Source organism: Cupriavidus pauculus, from assembly GCF_008801835.1.
Taxonomy (GTDB): Bacteria; Pseudomonadota; Gammaproteobacteria; order Burkholderiales; family Burkholderiaceae; genus Cupriavidus; species Cupriavidus pauculus.
In genome coordinates, this window is sequence record NZ_VZOW01000006.1 from 204,493 (window position 1) to 220,038 (window position 15,546).

The 15,546-nt window shown below is 63.5% G+C and carries 15 protein-coding genes; 12 read left to right on the plus strand and 3 right to left on the minus strand.

Annotation, left to right across the window (positions count from 1 at the left end; translation table 11 throughout):
- The first annotated feature begins 25 nt into the window (after positions 1–25).
- Complete coding sequence (locus F7R19_RS09945; RefSeq protein ID WP_061957209.1) at positions 26–448, plus strand: ribbon-helix-helix domain-containing protein; 423 nt, start codon at positions 26–28, stop codon at positions 446–448.
- Positions 449–541: 93 nt separating this feature from the next.
- Here F7R19_RS09945 and F7R19_RS09950 read toward each other — a convergent pair whose 3' ends face one another.
- Positions 542–2,518 (minus strand): monovalent cation:proton antiporter family protein, encoded by a 1,977-nt coding sequence (locus tag F7R19_RS09950; RefSeq protein WP_061957210.1) that lies wholly within the window; start codon positions 2,516–2,518, stop codon positions 542–544.
- A gap of 160 nt (positions 2,519–2,678) precedes the next feature.
- Between F7R19_RS09950 and F7R19_RS09955 the strand changes: the two genes are divergently transcribed.
- The 11 genes from F7R19_RS09955 (at position 2,679) to F7R19_RS10005 (ending at position 12,066) form a co-directional block, all read left to right on the plus strand.
- Positions 2,679–3,662, plus strand: coding sequence for a KpsF/GutQ family sugar-phosphate isomerase (locus F7R19_RS09955; protein ID WP_061957211.1), 984 nt, complete (start codon positions 2,679–2,681; stop codon positions 3,660–3,662).
- Positions 3,663–3,665: 3 nt separating this feature from the next.
- Positions 3,666–4,292: an LPS export ABC transporter periplasmic protein LptC gene (gene lptC, locus F7R19_RS09960; protein ID WP_061957212.1), complete on the plus strand. Its 627-nt coding sequence runs from the start codon at positions 3,666–3,668 to the stop codon at positions 4,290–4,292.
- A gap of 65 nt (positions 4,293–4,357) precedes the next feature.
- Positions 4,358–5,005, plus strand: coding sequence for a lipopolysaccharide transport periplasmic protein LptA (gene lptA / locus F7R19_RS09965; RefSeq protein WP_150980145.1), 648 nt, complete (start codon positions 4,358–4,360; stop codon positions 5,003–5,005).
- Positions 5,006–5,024: 19 nt separating this feature from the next.
- Positions 5,025–5,825, plus strand: coding sequence for an LPS export ABC transporter ATP-binding protein (lptB, locus tag F7R19_RS09970; protein ID WP_150980146.1), 801 nt, complete (start codon positions 5,025–5,027; stop codon positions 5,823–5,825).
- Positions 5,826–5,957: 132 nt separating this feature from the next.
- On the plus strand, positions 5,958–7,439 hold the full coding sequence (locus tag F7R19_RS09975; protein ID WP_061957215.1) for an RNA polymerase factor sigma-54: 1,482 nt from the start codon (positions 5,958–5,960) through the stop codon (positions 7,437–7,439).
- Positions 7,440–7,489: 50 nt separating this feature from the next.
- Positions 7,490–7,843 (plus strand): ribosome hibernation-promoting factor, HPF/YfiA family, encoded by a 354-nt coding sequence (gene hpf / locus F7R19_RS09980; protein ID WP_019449655.1) that lies wholly within the window; start codon positions 7,490–7,492, stop codon positions 7,841–7,843.
- Between the two features lie 482 nt (positions 7,844–8,325).
- Entirely contained in the window at positions 8,326–8,781 is a 456-nt protein-coding gene (ptsN, locus tag F7R19_RS09985) for a PTS IIA-like nitrogen regulatory protein PtsN (RefSeq protein ID WP_061957260.1), read from the plus strand.
- A 61-nt stretch (positions 8,782–8,842) separates the two neighbouring features.
- Positions 8,843–9,814, plus strand: a complete 972-nt coding sequence (hprK, locus tag F7R19_RS09990) for an HPr(Ser) kinase/phosphatase (protein WP_008650955.1) — start codon at positions 8,843–8,845, stop codon at positions 9,812–9,814.
- A 212-nt stretch (positions 9,815–10,026) separates the two neighbouring features.
- Positions 10,027–10,359 (plus strand): PsiF family protein, encoded by a 333-nt coding sequence (locus F7R19_RS09995; protein ID WP_061957216.1) that lies wholly within the window; start codon positions 10,027–10,029, stop codon positions 10,357–10,359.
- Between the two features lie 119 nt (positions 10,360–10,478).
- A complete protein-coding gene (gene rapZ / locus F7R19_RS10000) occupies positions 10,479–11,354 on the plus strand; it encodes an RNase adapter RapZ (RefSeq protein ID WP_061957217.1) in 876 nt (291 codons plus the stop codon).
- Positions 11,355–11,412: 58 nt separating this feature from the next.
- Positions 11,413–12,066: an LON peptidase substrate-binding domain-containing protein gene (locus F7R19_RS10005; RefSeq protein ID WP_150980147.1), complete on the plus strand. Its 654-nt coding sequence runs from the start codon at positions 11,413–11,415 to the stop codon at positions 12,064–12,066.
- A gap of 36 nt (positions 12,067–12,102) precedes the next feature.
- Here the strand turns inward: F7R19_RS10005 and mutY are convergent, their stop codons facing one another.
- Positions 12,103–13,254: an A/G-specific adenine glycosylase gene (gene mutY / locus F7R19_RS10010; protein ID WP_150980148.1), complete on the minus strand. Its 1,152-nt coding sequence runs from the start codon at positions 13,252–13,254 to the stop codon at positions 12,103–12,105.
- A 147-nt stretch (positions 13,255–13,401) separates the two neighbouring features.
- Positions 13,402–15,345 carry a dynamin family protein gene (locus F7R19_RS10015; RefSeq protein ID WP_061957220.1) on the minus strand — a complete coding sequence of 648 codons (1,944 nt, stop codon included), beginning with the start codon at positions 15,343–15,345 and terminating at the stop codon, positions 13,402–13,404.
- Positions 15,346–15,546: the final 201 nt, after the last annotated feature.

Genomic DNA, 15,546 nt, shown 5'->3' on the forward strand with positions numbered 1-15,546 from the left:
CCGGCCGCGACGCACGGGAGTTTCCATGTGTGAAATCTTTATCCGGGCCAATCCCGAGTCCTACCAGACGCAGTCGCGCTCGCTGCGGCTGCACGGCGTGGCGACCAGCATCCGGCTGGAAACGCTGTTCTGGGAAGTGCTCGAGGAACTGGCCCAGCGCGACGGCATGAGCGTCAACCAGTTGCTGACGCGCCTGCATGACGAACTGGCCGAACATCGCGGTGAAGCGTCGCTGTCGGCCAACTTCGCATCGTTCCTTCGTGTGTGCTGCATGCGCTATTTGCTGCTGCAGAACGAGGGGCGCATCCCGTCAGATACGGGCGTGCCGATCCGGTCACTCGATGCGCGCGCGGTGCTCGACAGCCTACCGCCGTCGTGGGTCGACGGCGCGAGCCCGCGGCGCAAGATCCCATCTGAACGATCTGCCCGGCAAACTCGCAACGCCTGATCCGGACGTCGCAGTGGATCGCATCGGCGCCGCAGGTCCGGCGCGCTTGGCCGGGGTTCACGTATTCAGGTCGCGTGTTTTGGCCCGCCCGGTTCAGCCGATCAGCCGCTGTTCGGCCGACTCGAGCGCTTCCGGCGTGCCCCGCATGACGACGATATCGCCCGGTTCCAGCACCGTTTCCGGCTGCGGATCGAAGGCCGGAATGCCCCGGCGGCGCACAGCCGTCACCTCGACGCCAATCCGCTCCAGCGCCAGCGCGCCAAGCCGCCGCCCCACCGCGGTGTGCTCGGCCCCCAGCGATACCGCGTGCAGGCGCACCGATTCGCGCTCGATCATGTCTTCCTCGTCGTCGCGCCCGTGGAAGTAGCCGCGCAACAGGCTGTAGCGCGCATCGCGCGCCTGCTGGACGCCGCGCACCACGCGCCGCATCGGCACACCGAGCAATACCAGCGCATGCGACGCCAGCATCAGGCTGCCTTCGATAATTTCGGGCACAACTTCGGTTGCGCCGGCCTTCTGCAACGCGTCGAGCTCGGAATCGTCCACCGTGCGCACGATCACGGGCATCGCCGGCTCCAGTTCCTGTACGTGATGAAGCACTTTTATCGCCGACGGCGTGTTGGCATATGTGATCACGACCAGCGCGGCGCGATGGATGCCTGCGGCGATCAGCGATTCTCGGCGGCCGGCGTCGCCATACACGACCGTGTCGCCCGCGGCGGCGGCGTCGCGCACGCGATCCGGGTCGAGATCGAGCGCGACATAGGTGATGCCTTCGCGCTCGAGCATATGCGCCAGGTTCTGCCCGCAGCGGCCGTAGCCGCAGATAATCGCGTGCTTTTCGGTCTGCAGGCTCTGGGCCGCGATGCGCGTCATGTTCAGTGACTGCATCAGCCATTCGTTGGCGGCAAAGCGCAGCACGATGGCATCGCTGTATTGGATCAGGAACGGCGCGGCCAGCATCGACAACAGCATCGACGCCAGGATCACCTGGATCAGCACCGGATCGACCAGCCCCATGCCATCGATCTGGTTCAGCAGCACGAAGCCGAATTCGCCCGCCTGCGCCAATCCGAGGCCGGTGCGGATCGCCACGCCCTGGCGCGAGCCGAACAGTCGCGCCAGCCCCGCGATCATCAGCAGCTTGAACAGGATCGGCAGCACCAGCAGGCCCAGCACGAGCCAGATGTGATCGACCACCACGCGGATATTGAGCAACATGCCGATGGTGACGAAGAACAGCCCCAGCAGCACGTCGCGGAACGGCTTGATGTCCTCTTCCACCTGATGGCGGTAAGGCGTTTCCGAAATCAGCATGCCGGCCATGAACGCGCCCAGCGCCATCGACAGCCCCAGCCGCTCGGTCAGCGCGGCCATGCCCAGCGTCACCAGCAGCAGGTTCAGCATGAACAGCTCTTGCGAGCGGCGCGCGGCCACGACATGGAACCAGCGGCTCATCAGGCGCTGGCCGAGGAAGAAAATGACGCCGAGCGCCACCACGATCTTGATCGTGGCGAGCCCCAGCGCATAGGCGAGGTCGCCCGGATCGCGCGAAAGTGCCGGGATGATGATCAGCAACGGCACCACCGCCAGATCCTGGAACAGCAGCACGCTGATGATATTGCGGCCGTGTTCGCTTTCCAGTTCAACGCGCTCGGACAGCATTTTCACGACGATCGCCGTGGACGACATCGCCAGCGCGCCGCCCAGCGCCACTGAAGCCTGCCAGGACAGAGGAAACAGCCAGTTGAACATCCAGCTGGCCGGGATCACCGCCAGCATCGACAGCGCGACCTGCGACGCGCCTAGCCCGAACACCAGGCGCTTCATGGCGCGCAGCTTGGTCAGGCTGAATTCGAGCCCGATCGAGAACATCAGGAAAACCACGCCGAATTCCGCCAGGTACTTGGTCTGCCCGGAGTCGCTGGCCAGGCCCAGCGCGTGAGGGCCGATCAGAATGCCCACCGCCAGATATCCGAGCATCGGCGGCAGTTGCAGCATGCGGAAGGCCACCACGCCGAAAACGGCGGCGGCCAGCAGCACAAGGGTCAGTTCCAGCGGAGAATGCATTCGGCGGGTTCGGCAGCTTTGAAAGAACCAGCCGGGCACGCGCGCCGAGCCGGCATCTGCGCCCCGCCGGCAAAAGACGGCAAGCACGGCGGTCGTCGCGGTCCGCGCGTCGGATTGCCGCGGTCAGACGCCATCGCATTCGTTGGTATACTCCAGCGCCATGATAGCCAATTTCGATGCGGATCGAGCACTCCGGCTCGCCCGCCACACTCTTCAGATCGAGGCCGACGCGGTTTCCGCGCTGGCCGGACGCCTGACGCCTGCATTTACCAAAGCCGTCGAGTTGATCCTTGCCTGCACCGGCCGCGTGGTTGTTTCGGGTATCGGCAAATCGGGCCATATCGGCCGCAAGGTGGCGGCCACGCTTGCATCCACTGGCACGCCCTCGTTCTTCGTGCATCCGGCCGAGGCCAGCCACGGCGACCTCGGCATGATCACGCGTGACGACGTGCTGATCGCGTTCTCGAATTCCGGCGAAACCGCCGAGCTGCTGTCGATCATCCCGATCGTCAAGCGTATCGGCGCGGGGCTGATCTCGATTACCGGCAATCCGGCTTCGAATCTGGCCAAGCTGTCCGACGCTCACCTGGACGGCGCCGTGGCCCAGGAGGCATGTCCGCTGAATCTGGCGCCGACGGCCAGCACCACGGCCGCCCTGGCGCTGGGCGACGCGCTCGCGGTGGCGGTGCTCGACGCACGCGGCTTTGGCGAGGAAGACTTCGCGCGCTCGCACCCGGGCGGCGCGCTGGGCCGTAAGCTGCTGACCCATGTCCGCGACGTCATGCGTAGCGGCAACGCCGTGCCGGAAGTGCGAGAAAGCACGCCGCTGGCGCAGGCGCTGATGGAAATCACGCGCAAGGGCATGGCCATGACCGCCGTGGTGGATCCGGACGGCCGCGCCGTGGGCGTCTTCACCGACGGCGACCTGCGCCGCCTGCTGGAAACTTCGTGCGACTGGAAGACCGTGCCGATCGGCGAGGTCATGCATCGCAATCCGCGCACAGTGCATCAGGACCAGCTCGCCGTGGAAGCCGTACAGATCATGGAAACGAATCGCATCAACCAGCTGCTGGTCGTCGATGGCGACGGCCGCCTGGTGGGCGCGCTTCATATTCATGACCTGACGCGCGCAAAGGTCATCTAGGCAATGCAGGACTTCCTGTCCCGACTCACCGGCATGATCCTGCGGCTGTTGCCGCTGTTGCTGATGGCCATCGTCGCGGGCGCCACGTTCTGGTTGGTACAGCTGAATTCGCCACGCGAGGATGTCGAGCAGTCGCGCATCAAGCGCCACGAGCCCGACTACTGGATGGAAAACTTCTCCGCGACCGAACTGGCCGTGGACGGTTCCACCAAGATACGCTTCACGGGCGTGAAGATGATCCATTACGAGGACGACCAGACCTACGACGTCACCACACCGGCCATGCGTGCGTACCAGCCCGATCGCCCGCCGGTCACGGCCAATGCAAAGCGCGGCGTCATGAACGCCGAAGGGTCCATCATCGACCTGTACGGCGATGCGTTCATCGTGCGCCAGGCCGGCGTGGATCCGGCCAAGGACCCGCGCATGACCGCCGCGTCGCAATATTTTCAATTGCTGGTCAACGACGACATCGTCAAGACCGACAAGGCCGTGCAGTTGACGCGCGGGCCCTCGGTGATGACGGCCAACGGCCTGATCTTCAACAACGTCACCCGCGAAGTACAATTGCTGGGTAACGTGCACGGCACCATCATCATGAATTCGCCGGGACGGCCGCCGGCCCAATGATCCGCAGGCGCCGCGCTTCGTCGCCGCAGGGTCGCCGCCGTCCTTATCTCATCACTCGCCCTAACATGACCCCTCCCTTGACGACATCGTCCTGTCGCCGCATCGCGCCCGCCCTGGTGGCGGCAATCGCCGCCCTTGGCCTGACGCTGGCCATGCCGGCGTTAGCCGAACGCGCCGACCAGGGCAAGCCGCTGGTGCTCGAAGCCGACAACGCCAGCTACGATGACGTCAAGCAGATCTACACGCTCACCGGCAACGTAGTGCTGACCAAGGGCACCATGGTCCTGAAGTCGGACGCCGCGGAGTTGCGCACCGACCCAGAGGGGTATCAGTACGCGATCGCCACCGCCAAGCCCGGCCGTCAGGCCTATATCCGGCAAAAGCGCGACGGCGTGGACGAATACATCGACGGCTGGGGCGATCGCATCGAATACGACGGCAAGTCGGAAATCAACAAGCTGATAGGCCATGCGCGCGCGGCCCGCGTGTCGGGCGTGGGCGCGAAGATCATCGACGAAATCCGCGGCGCCGTGATCACGTACGACAGCCGCAACGAGTTCTATACCGCCACGGGCGGCGACAGCAACACCGCGGCCGGCAATTCGTCGGGCCGCGTACGCGCCGTGCTTTCGCCCCGCTCCGACGCCAGCGCACCCGCCGCGGCCGGCGCGCCGCTGAACCTGAAGCCCTCCGACACGCCAGCCAAGCCCTGAACGCCCCAGACAGCCCCAGATGAACGATACCGCCACGCTCGCCGCCTCTGCCCCGTCTTCCGCATCCGCCGTCCGCGCCGACAGCAGCACGCTGATCGTGCGCCACCTGAAAAAGCGCTACGGCTCGCGCACGGTGGTCAAGGACGTGTCGCTCGACGTCAAGAGCGGCGAGGTGGTGGGACTGCTGGGGCCGAACGGCGCCGGCAAGACCACATCGTTCTACATGATCGTCGGCCTGGTGGCGCTGGATGAAGGCGATATCGTGCTCGACGACGAGCACATCAGCGGCCTGGCGATTCACGAGCGTGCGCGCATGGGGCTGTCCTATCTGCCGCAGGAAGCGTCGGTGTTCCGCAAGCTGAACGTGGAAGAAAACATCCGCGCCGTGCTGGAACTGCAGCGCGAAAACGGCAAGCCCCTCTCGAAAGCCGAGATCGACCGCCGGCTGGATTCGCTGCTCGATGATCTCCAGATTGCGCATCTGCGCAATAATCCGGCGCTGTCGCTGTCCGGGGGCGAACGCCGACGCGTGGAAATCGCGCGTGCGCTGGCCTCCGCGCCGCGCTTCATCCTGCTCGACGAGCCGTTTGCCGGCGTGGACCCGATCGCCGTGGGCGAAATCCAGCGCATCGTCAGTTTCCTCAAGGCACGCAATATCGGCGTGCTGATCACAGACCACAATGTGCGCGAAACGCTCGGTATCTGCGACCACGCGTACATCATCAGCGAAGGTACGGTGCTGGCCGCCGGGCAGCCCGAGGAAATCATCGCCAACGAGTCCGTGCGGCGCGTCTACCTGGGCGAAAACTTCCGCATGTAATGCCGGTTGTCCGACAGCGCGGAAAATCTTCCCGCGCTTTCGTCAACTAGCCGTTGGCGATCACGAAGTCGAAGCGATAGACGATAGCAATTTCCGTTCCAACATCGGAAAGATGCGCATAGAATAGGTCGCATGAAACCTTCGCTTCAGCTTCGCCTTTCACAGCATCTTGCCCTGACACCGCAACTGCAGCAGTCGATCCGGCTGCTGCAGCTTTCCACGCTGGAACTCCAGCAAGAGGTCGAGCAGGCCCTCACGGAAAACCCCCTGCTGGAACGCGAAAACGACTGGATCGAAAGCCCCTTGCGGGTGTCGGCCGATGGCTCCGTGAACCTGCAGAGCGCACCCGCGCCGGCTCCCTCGGAGCCCAAGGCCAATGGCGACGATCGGCAGGACAGCCAGGCAAGTGGTGAGGACGACAGTTACGGCGATTCCGGCGGCGAAGACTACGGCAGCGACTGGAGCCTCGACGATTTCGCGCGACGTCCGCAGGGTGACGATGACGAAAAAACGCCGATGCAATTGCGCGAGGCCGATCCCACGCTGCGCGAATTCCTGATGGAGCAGCTGACGCCGCTGAAAATCTCCGTGCGCGACAAGGGCCTGGCTATCTTCCTGATCGAATCGCTCGACGACGACGGCTACCTGAGCGCTTCGCTCGAGGAAATCTGCGGGGAACTCCCCGAGGAACTCGAATTCGAAGTCGATGAAGTGCACGCCATGCTGACGTTGCTGCAGAGCTTTGATCCTCCCGGCGTGGGCGCGCGCAACGCGGCTGAGTGTCTGAGTCTGCAGTTGCGGCGTTTGAAGCATCCGCAGCGCGAGTTGGCGTTGTCTATCGTCAATCATCACCTGGAACTGCTGGCCGTGCGCGACTACACGCGGCTCAAGAAAGCGCTCCAGGTTGACGAAATTGCATTAAAGGCCGCGCACGAGTTGATCCGGTCGCTTGCGCCGTATCCAGGGCATGCTTATAGCCGCCCGGAAGCGGATTTTGTGGTGCCGGACGTATTTGTGCGCAAAAGTGGAAACGGGTGGATTGCGCACCTGAATCCCGATGTCATGCCGCGTCTGCGCATCAACGACATGTACGCGCAAATCTTGCGCGGTGCAAAAGGCGAAGCGGGTGCGGCGGGACTGCAGCAGAAGCTCCAGGAGGCGCGGTGGCTCATCAAGAACATCCAGCAGCGTTTCGATACGATCCTGCGTGTGGCGCAGGCAATCGTAGAGCGTCAAAAGAACTTTTTCTCGCACGGGGAAATCGCAATGCGCCCCTTGGTTTTGCGGGAAATTGCCGATACACTCGGTTTACATGAGTCGACCATTTCCCGGGTGACTACGAACAAATACATGGCCACACCAATGGGTACTTTCGAGTTGAAGTACTTCTTTGGCAGCCACGTCTCCACCGAGACGGGCGGTGCGGCCTCCTCCACGGCGATCCGCGCGCTGATCAAGCAACTGATAGGAGCCGAAGACCCCAGGAATCCCCTTTCCGACAGCCGCATCGCCGAATTGCTGGGCGAGCAGGGTTTCGTGGTTGCACGCCGCACTGTGGCCAAATACCGCGAAGCGCTGAAGATCCCCGCAGTCAATCTCCGCAAGTCTTTGTAGCCGAGCCGCAACCGCCTGCCTGGTGCGGCTCTTTCAGAAGGAGAAGCGCTATGAACTTCAAGATCAGTGGACACCACCTCGACATCACGCCGCCGTTGCGTGAGTACGTGGAAACGAAACTGGAGCGAATTGTCAGGCATTTCGATCAGGTCATTGGCGTGAGTGTGCTGCTATCTGTCGATAACCATAAGGAAAAGGACCGGCGTCAGTACGCGGAAATCAACCTGCATCTCAAGGGCAAGGACATCTTTGTCGAAGCGCATCACGAAGACCTGTACGCGGCCATCGACTGTCTGGTCGACAAGCTCGATCGGCAAGTGATCCGCTACAAGGACCGCGTGCAAGGCCACGACCGTGAGGCGGTCAAGTACCAAATGGCAGCCGCGCAACTACAGCAACAATAAAGCGGCGGCAACGCACTAAAAGTTGCCCCTTAGAGGATCGATAGGAAGAGAGCAAAGCCGCGCATCTGCGCGGCTTTTTTGATTCCCGGGTTTCGGCGAGGCAGAAATGCGGTCCGTTACCGCGAAACCACGGCCAGCAGCATTTGATGCATCCGGGGTGTTCGCATCTCGCGCGGCTCGGTGTATGCTGCGCCATACAAATACAACGGCAGAACGGTCCCGATGGCTGTCCGGCGAAAAGCGCAAGGCGAATGACCCTGCGATGTGCCGGCACCCAACGGGTGGGCAAACCGGCTGGCAATATCGCGGCACCACACGCGACGCCGGCACTGCATCGCACAAGTGCGCTGCAGCCCTGCTCTATAATGGCCGGACGCTCCAATGCGGGCGTCTATTCCATAGCACTCGATATCCTGTTTGCCCAATTCGGCGGGACGGTTCATGCGCGCCGGTTCGCCACCCTGACTTCTCGTGCATCGCCCATGAATCGTTTGGCCAAATTGTTGCCACCCGGCAATATCAACCTTGACGTCACCGTCACCAGCAAGAAGCGCGTCTTCGAGCAAGCCGGGCTCCTGTTCGAGAACAACCATGGCGTGGCCCGGGCCACCGTCACGGATAATCTCTTCGCTCGCGAATCGCTCGGTTCCACCGGCCTCGGCGCGGGCGTGGCCATTCCGCACGGCCGCATCAAGGGCCTGAAGCAACCGCTGGCAGGATTCATGCGGCTGGCCGAGCCCATTCCATTCGAATCGCCCGACGGCAAGCCGGTATCGCTGCTGATTTTCTTGTTGGTGCCGGAACAGGCCACCCAGCAGCACCTCGAAATCCTCTCGGAAATTGCCCAGTTGTTATCGGACCGCGAAATGCGCGAGGGCCTGGCGACATTGCCGACGCCGGAGGCCGTTCACCAGTTGCTTACCGAATGGCACCCCTGATCCCGCGGCTCGCCGTTCCGGCTCCCTGAGCACACCGTCCCCTTCCAGAAAGTCATCCCGCATGGAACTCACCGGCGTCACCTCGCAGTCGATCTTTGACGACAACGCAGCCGACATCAAACTCTCGTGGGTCGCCGGACTGGAAGGAGCCGATCGCGCCTTTGACGTCGAATTCGCCCGCGAAGCCACCTCTGCGGCCGATCTGGTCGGCCACCTGAACCTGATCCACCCGAACCGGATCCAGGTGCTTGGCAAACCCGAAATCCTTTATTACCAGCGGCTTGACGACGAGCCGCGCAAGCGCCAGATGGGCGAACTGATCCTGCTGGAGCCGCCGTTCCTGGTGGTGGCCGATGGCATGGAGCCGCCGCCGGACCTGGAATTGCGCTGCACGCGCTCGTCCACGCCGTTGTTCACGACGCCGGTGTCGTCGGCGGCCGTGATCGACCATCTGCGCCTGTATCTGTCGCGCATTTCCGCACCGCGCGTGACGATGCACGGCGTATTCCTGGACATTCTGGGAATGGGCGTGCTGATCATGGGCGAATCCGGGCTCGGCAAGAGCGAACTCGGGCTGGAACTGATCTCGCGCGGGCACGGCCTCGTGGCCGACGACGCGGTGGATTTCGTGCGACTGGGCCCCGATTTCATCGAAGGCCGCTGCCCGCCGCTGCTGCAGAACCTGCTCGAGGTGCGCGGCCTGGGCCTGCTCGATATCAAGACGATCTTTGGTGAAACGGCGGTGCGCCGGAAAATGAAGCTGAAGCTGGTCGTGCAGCTGGTGCGCCGCAACGACGGCGAATTCGAGCGGCTGCCGCTCGATTCCCAGTACCTTGACGTGCTTGGCCTGCCGATCCACATGGTGAAGATCCAGGTGGCGGCCGGTCGAAATCTCGCCGTGCTGGTCGAAGCCGCAGTCCGCAACACGATCCTGCGCCTGCGCGGCATCGACACATTGCGCGATTTCATGGACCGCCAGCGCGCCGCCATGCAGGCCGACGTGGTGTCGCGCGGCCAGGGCAGACTGCTCTGAGGCCGCGCCGATCCGCTCGTCGGCATCTTTCATACGCCCGCTCCACGCGGGCGTTTTCATTTGCTTACAAGGCCTGGCGGGCCGCGCGTCAACGGCCTGGGGATGCGCGCCGTTGTGTGCTGTAATGGGCGCGAGTCCAGTCCGATACCGCCAGCCAGCCCTCACGACCATGGCGCGCGGCCACGATGTGTTTCCACAGCCAGGAGAGAAGCATGAAAAAACTGATCGCGATGTGTGTGCTGGTGACCCCGCTGTTCGCCACGGGCGCGTTTGCCCAGAGCGCTTCCGCTCCGGCCGCCGAAAAATCTGCAAAGACGGCGCAGCAGGAAAAGATGTCGGCCTGCAGCAAGGAGAACAAGGGCAAGAAGGGCGACGACTACAAGAAAAGCATGAGCAATTGTCTGTCGGGTAGCGCCCCGGCCGCCGCCGAGCCGAAGACCCAGCAGGAAAAAATGTCCGCCTGCAGCAAGCAGAACAAGGGCAAGAAAGGCGACGACTACAAGAAGAGCATGAGCGACTGCCTGTCCGCCAAGCCGGCGGCATAGTTTCTGGCAAAACTGGCAGTTTTCTCGAGTAACCATGGCGAATCCTGTGCGATTCGCCATGATTGCTTCCAACAGACTGTCATGACGCAGCCACGTCGCGGTGCTATCCTTGCGTCGCTATGCGGATCATTCTTATCACCGGAATTTCCGGCTCCGGCAAGTCGGTCGCCCTGAACGTCCTGGAAGATGCGGGCTACTACTGCGTCGATAACCTGCCGGCACAGTTCATCCCCGATCTGACGACCTATCTGGCCGACCAGGGCTACACGCATCTGGGCGTCGCCACCGATATTCGCAGCCGCGAATCGCTGGCCCGCCTGCCTGACACCGTGCGCGAGCTTTCCGCAAATCACCAGGTGCAGGTGCTGTTCCTGACCGCCAACACCGATGCGCTGGTGCAGCGCTATTCCGAAACGCGCCGCCGCCATCCGCTTTCCACGCGCGTCGAATCGGCCAGCCAGCCGGGCACGCCCAACGATACGTCGCTGATCGAAGCCATCGAAATGGAGCGTACGCTGCTGAGCCCGCTGGCGGAATCGGCGCACCGCATCGACACCAGTAATGTCCGCACAAATGTGCTGCGCAGCTGGATCAAGGAACTGCTGCAGAACGACAGCCAGCCGCTGACGCTGCTATTCGAGTCGTTCGGCTTCAAGCACGGCGTGCCGAGCGACGCCGACCTCGTTTTCGATGTTCGATCGCTGCCCAACCCGTACTACGATCTTGCGCTGCGCCCGCTCACGGGCCGCGATGCGCCGGTGATCGATTTCCTGCAGAGCCAGCCGATGGTGCTTGCCATGGCCGACGATATCCGCGCCTACGTGGAGAAGTGGCTGCCGAGTTTCATCGCCGACAACCGCAGCTACCTGACCGTGGCCATCGGCTGCACGGGCGGTCAGCATCGCTCCGTATTCATCGCCGAAAGACTCGCCAACTATTTCCGGGCGCATGGTAATGTGCTGGTCAGACACCGCGAGATGGCCCACAGCGGCTGATTCGCGTACCTGAGAAGGATGGCGCGCCTGCGCCGTCCCGCCACCGGAGTGGCCTAGCATGTCGAAACCTGGCGCCGACACCGCACCGATTCCATCCAATCTGGATGCGCTGCCGCTGTTCCCCCTCAACACTGTCCTGTTCCCGGACGGCCGCCTGCCGCTGCGCGTCTTCGAGAAGCGCTATGTGGACATGGTGCGCAATTGCATGCGCGATGGCGCTCCGTTCGGCGTCTGCCTGATCGCCAGCGGCGAGGAAGTGGCGCGGCCCGGCCACCCGACGCAGCCAGAGCCAGTTGGTTGCCTGGCGGAAATCGTCGATTGCAACATGGAGCAGCTTGGCGTTCTGCTGATCGAAACACGCGGCCGCCAGCGGTTTCGCGTGCTGTCGCATGTCACGCGCGACGACGGCCTGCTGGTGGCCGAAGCGGAACTTCTTGCCGACGATGTCATCGACTGCAAGCTCGAACTGCTAGGCGAATGCCTGGCGGCGCTGCGGCGCATCGTTACATCGATGCATAGCGAATTCCCGGACAAGTCGCGGCTGCCATTCGCCGAACCGTATCTCTGGGACGATCCGAGCTGGGTCGCCAACCGCTTGTGCGAACTATTGCCCGTCCCGCTCAAGGCCAAGCAGATGCTGATGGAATTGCCGGACGCGGGCATGCGCATCGAAATCGTCCACCGCTTCATGCGGCAGCACCATATCGTCTGAGCGGCGAAGCCCGCCACGCAGCGTGCGGGCGACGCCTCAGAACAAACCGATCCTGGCCTGATCCTCGAGCAGACGTCGCACCGGCGCGGGCGTGCCAAGCGCATCGAGATCGTCGAGCGACAGCCAGCGAATGTCGCCCCCAATATGCGGCGCGGCCGAATCGAGATCCACGCGAAGCGCGCGAATCAGCAGGCGGAAATGCGTGAAGACGTGCGTCAGCTCGCCAGCCAGATAGGCCCGCGCCGCGTTGCCGAAGCGCTGCGCCATGGCCAGCGCGGCGTCCTCGGCCAGCTCGGGATCGAACGGCACGGCGTTCACGGCGATTTCCGGAAGGCTCCACAGCCCACCCCAGATGCCGCTGTCGGGACGCAACTGCACCAGCACGTTCCTGTCGTGGCGCACGATCACCATCACCGTGCTGCGTTCGGGGATGGCGGCGCGCGGCTTCGGCGTGGGCAACAATGCGGTGAGGCCGTCGCGGCGCGCCACGCAATCGGACGCCAGCGGGCACGCGTCGGGATCGGCAAGGCACTGCGGTTTGCCGCGCGAGCAAATCGTCGCGCCCAGATCCATCAAGCCCTGCGTGTAGGCCACCATGTCTTCGGGCTGGGTCGGGCCGGCGGGCGGCAGCGCCTGTTCGGCCAGCGCCCACATGCGCGTCTCGATCGCCCTTTCGCCGGGATAACCGTGGATGCCAAACACGCGCGCAAATACGCGCTTGACGTTGCCATCGAGGATCGGCGTGCGCACGCCTGCGCTGAAAGCCGCAACCGCGGCGGCCGTGGACCGGCCAATGCCGGGCAATGTCACGAGCACCGCCGGATCGGTAGGAAAAACGCCGCCATGGTCGTCCATCACAGCCTTGGCGCAGCGATGCAAATTGCGCGCGCGCGAGTAGTAGCCAAGGCCCGCCCATAGCGCCATGACCTGATCAGGCGGGGCTTGCGCCAGCGCGGCGACGGTCGGCAGCGCCGTGACAAACCGCTGGAAATACTCGATCACCGCCGCGACCTGCGTCTGCTGGAGCATGATCTCCGACAGCCAGATGCGATACGGATCGCGCGTGTTTTGCCACGGCAGATCATGCCGGCCATGCTGGCGCTGCCAGGCAACCACGCGCATGCCGAAATCGGCCGGCACGGCGGACTCTTCGTTGACCACGGGAACAGCGGCAGACTTGCGGGGCATTGCGGGGATCGGGGAAAAGAAAAAGCGCCGCTCGCACGGCGGCGCCACATGATACCAACTACCGTTGCGCGATCCGCGCGTGGGCAAGCCACAAGCGCTTCGGCTACAGGCATATGGGCAATGGGCGGCAACATCCGCCCGTCGCACTCACGCCGCGCGCGCCGCGGATTCCACCGGCTGCTCGATCAGCTTGCGCGTGAACGATTCGATCTTCGTGCTGCGCTCGTCCAGTCCGTTGAGCACTTCCTCAAGCTCGGCGATACGGCTTTCCAGCGTGTCGGTTGCCTCGTGGATGCGTTCGATCGAATCCACACGACGACGCAGTTGCTTCTGGTGTTCCCGCACCTGCGCTTCCAGCGGCGTCATCACCGATTTCAACCAGATTTCGATATCGCGATTGAGATCGCGAAAATTGTCGAGCACGCGGCTGGCCATCGTGGCGAACGCGTTTTGTACCAGTTGCGGGCGCGAGCGCGTGAGCATGTTCACGGTGCCGAAATGCGCGTTCACCAGCGCCAGCGTTTCCTGCAATTCGCTGGCGTAGCGCGCGGTCACGAAATGCATCGGCGAAGGCAGCGTGAAACCGTGCTCGGCATTGAAGCGCCGATACATGCTGTCCACCAGTTGATGCAGGCCGGCGATCTTCTGGTCGGCATCGCGGATAAGAGCGGTCAGCTGCGCGAACAGCGCCTCCATGTCCTCACGCAGGCCGCGCGAGAAAAAGCGCTCCTTCATCTGCTCGCGCTTGTCCCGCATGGTGCGGCGCACGTCGCGTAACTGCAGGCTCTTGATGATGTCGGCGCTATGCCGGCCAAACACCAGGCGCAGGGCCTGGAATTTGGCGATGCTCTGCTCGAATTCTTCCTTCTCGCTTTGCACGCGCATCAGCATGTGCTTGACCATCGCGTGGTTCTTGCCGCGCAGGCCGCGCAATTCAAACAGTTGCTCGACGATATCGCGGCGGCGGCTTTGCAGCAGTTGCTGCGCGCCGCGCGACATGTCCTGCACCAGACGCTGCACCTGATCGGCGACGATCTCGCGACGCTGCGGAATCAACTGATCGGACAGCACGTGCTCGAACTGCATCAGGTTGCTGCGCACCAGCATCGCCGGATCGTGCGTGACCTTGGCAACCAGCCCCTTTTGCGCGGACACCGGATACACGCGCCGTTCCTCGATGCCCAGGGTCTGCGCCGTGCTGCGCACCTGCCGCTCGATTTCGGCGGCGATCTCGGGCGACGACTTCAGGGGATCCCACAGGCCGTCGATCTTGTTGAGCACCGCCAGGCAACCGCGCCGATGCCCGGCGCCGACATGACTGCGCCACAGCGCCAGATCGCTCTTGGTCACTCCGGCATCGGCGGCCAGCACGAACACCACCACGTGCGCATCCGGAATCAGCCGCAGCGTCAGTTCGGGCTCGGTACCGATCGCATTGAGGCCCGGCGTATCGAGAATGACGAGCCCCTGGCGCAGCAGCGGGTGCGGAAAATTGATGACGGCATGGCGCCAGCGCGAAATTTCGACCATGCCGTCGGCATCGACCGAATACGCGGCATCGGGATCGTTTTCGTTGTAGAGGCCCAGCGACTCGGCCATCGCGGGCGTCACGCGCGTCGTTTCCACCACATGCTGGAACGCCGCCAGCATGCCCTCGGGTGAGGATGGGTCCAGCGGCACGGTGGTCCAGTGCGAATTGGGCGAGCCCGGCTCCATGAAATCGGCCGTCGAGGCGTCCTGCAGGCGTGTTTCGATCGGCAGCAGGCGGATGCACGGCGGCTCGTTCTCGTCGTAGCGCAGCTCGGTCGGACACATCGTCGTACGGCCTGCGGAAGACGGCAGAATACGGCGGCCATAATCGGCGAAGAAGATGGCGTTGATCAGCTCGCTCTTGCCGCGCGAAAACTCGGCAATGAAGGCCACCTTGAGACGGTCGCTCTTGAGCACGCTCTGGATGCGCTGCGCGCGGTCGTCCGCGGTGGCGTCATGCAGATCGCACTGCTGCAGCCAGGACTGGAATTCGGCAAGCGACTGAAGGACCCCGGTTCTCCAGGCGCCATATTGTTCGAATTGGTGGGCGAGGCTCGTCATGAGGGATTCGCTGTTCGGATTATGGTTTTGGGCGCGTATCGCGCGGCCGGCTGCGGGCGCATCCGTTGACCCATCGGACCCGAAGCCGGTCGCCGTGCCGGAAATCCTTGTCGAATTGATCGATCCGGCACTTTTTGTAACTTTTTATGACTGCGCACACGATACAGGTTTCCGGGCGGATTTTGTGGAATTCACGCCCCT

Excerpts from the sequence above, each read along its gene's own strand:
- F7R19_RS09945 (WP_061957209.1), top strand. The coding sequence starts at position 26 with ATGTGTGAAATCTTTATCCGGGCCAATCCCGAGTCCTACCAGACGCAG.
- F7R19_RS09950 (WP_061957210.1), bottom strand. The coding sequence starts at position 2,518 with ATGCATTCTCCGCTGGAACTGACCCTTGTGCTGCTGGCCGCCGCCGTT.
- F7R19_RS09955 (WP_061957211.1), top strand. The coding sequence starts at position 2,679 with ATGATAGCCAATTTCGATGCGGATCGAGCACTCCGGCTCGCCCGCCAC.
- lptC (WP_061957212.1), top strand. The coding sequence starts at position 3,666 with ATGCAGGACTTCCTGTCCCGACTCACCGGCATGATCCTGCGGCTGTTG.
- lptA (WP_150980145.1), top strand. The coding sequence starts at position 4,358 with ATGACCCCTCCCTTGACGACATCGTCCTGTCGCCGCATCGCGCCCGCC.
- lptB (WP_150980146.1), top strand. The coding sequence starts at position 5,025 with ATGAACGATACCGCCACGCTCGCCGCCTCTGCCCCGTCTTCCGCATCC.
- F7R19_RS09975 (WP_061957215.1), top strand. The coding sequence starts at position 5,958 with ATGAAACCTTCGCTTCAGCTTCGCCTTTCACAGCATCTTGCCCTGACA.
- hpf (WP_019449655.1), top strand. The coding sequence starts at position 7,490 with ATGAACTTCAAGATCAGTGGACACCACCTCGACATCACGCCGCCGTTG.
- ptsN (WP_061957260.1), top strand. The coding sequence starts at position 8,326 with ATGAATCGTTTGGCCAAATTGTTGCCACCCGGCAATATCAACCTTGAC.
- hprK (WP_008650955.1), top strand. The coding sequence starts at position 8,843 with ATGGAACTCACCGGCGTCACCTCGCAGTCGATCTTTGACGACAACGCA.
- F7R19_RS09995 (WP_061957216.1), top strand. The coding sequence starts at position 10,027 with ATGAAAAAACTGATCGCGATGTGTGTGCTGGTGACCCCGCTGTTCGCC.
- rapZ (WP_061957217.1), top strand. The coding sequence starts at position 10,479 with ATGCGGATCATTCTTATCACCGGAATTTCCGGCTCCGGCAAGTCGGTC.
- F7R19_RS10005 (WP_150980147.1), top strand. The coding sequence starts at position 11,413 with ATGTCGAAACCTGGCGCCGACACCGCACCGATTCCATCCAATCTGGAT.
- mutY (WP_150980148.1), bottom strand. The coding sequence starts at position 13,254 with ATGCCCCGCAAGTCTGCCGCTGTTCCCGTGGTCAACGAAGAGTCCGCC.
- F7R19_RS10015 (WP_061957220.1), bottom strand. The coding sequence starts at position 15,345 with ATGACGAGCCTCGCCCACCAATTCGAACAATATGGCGCCTGGAGAACC.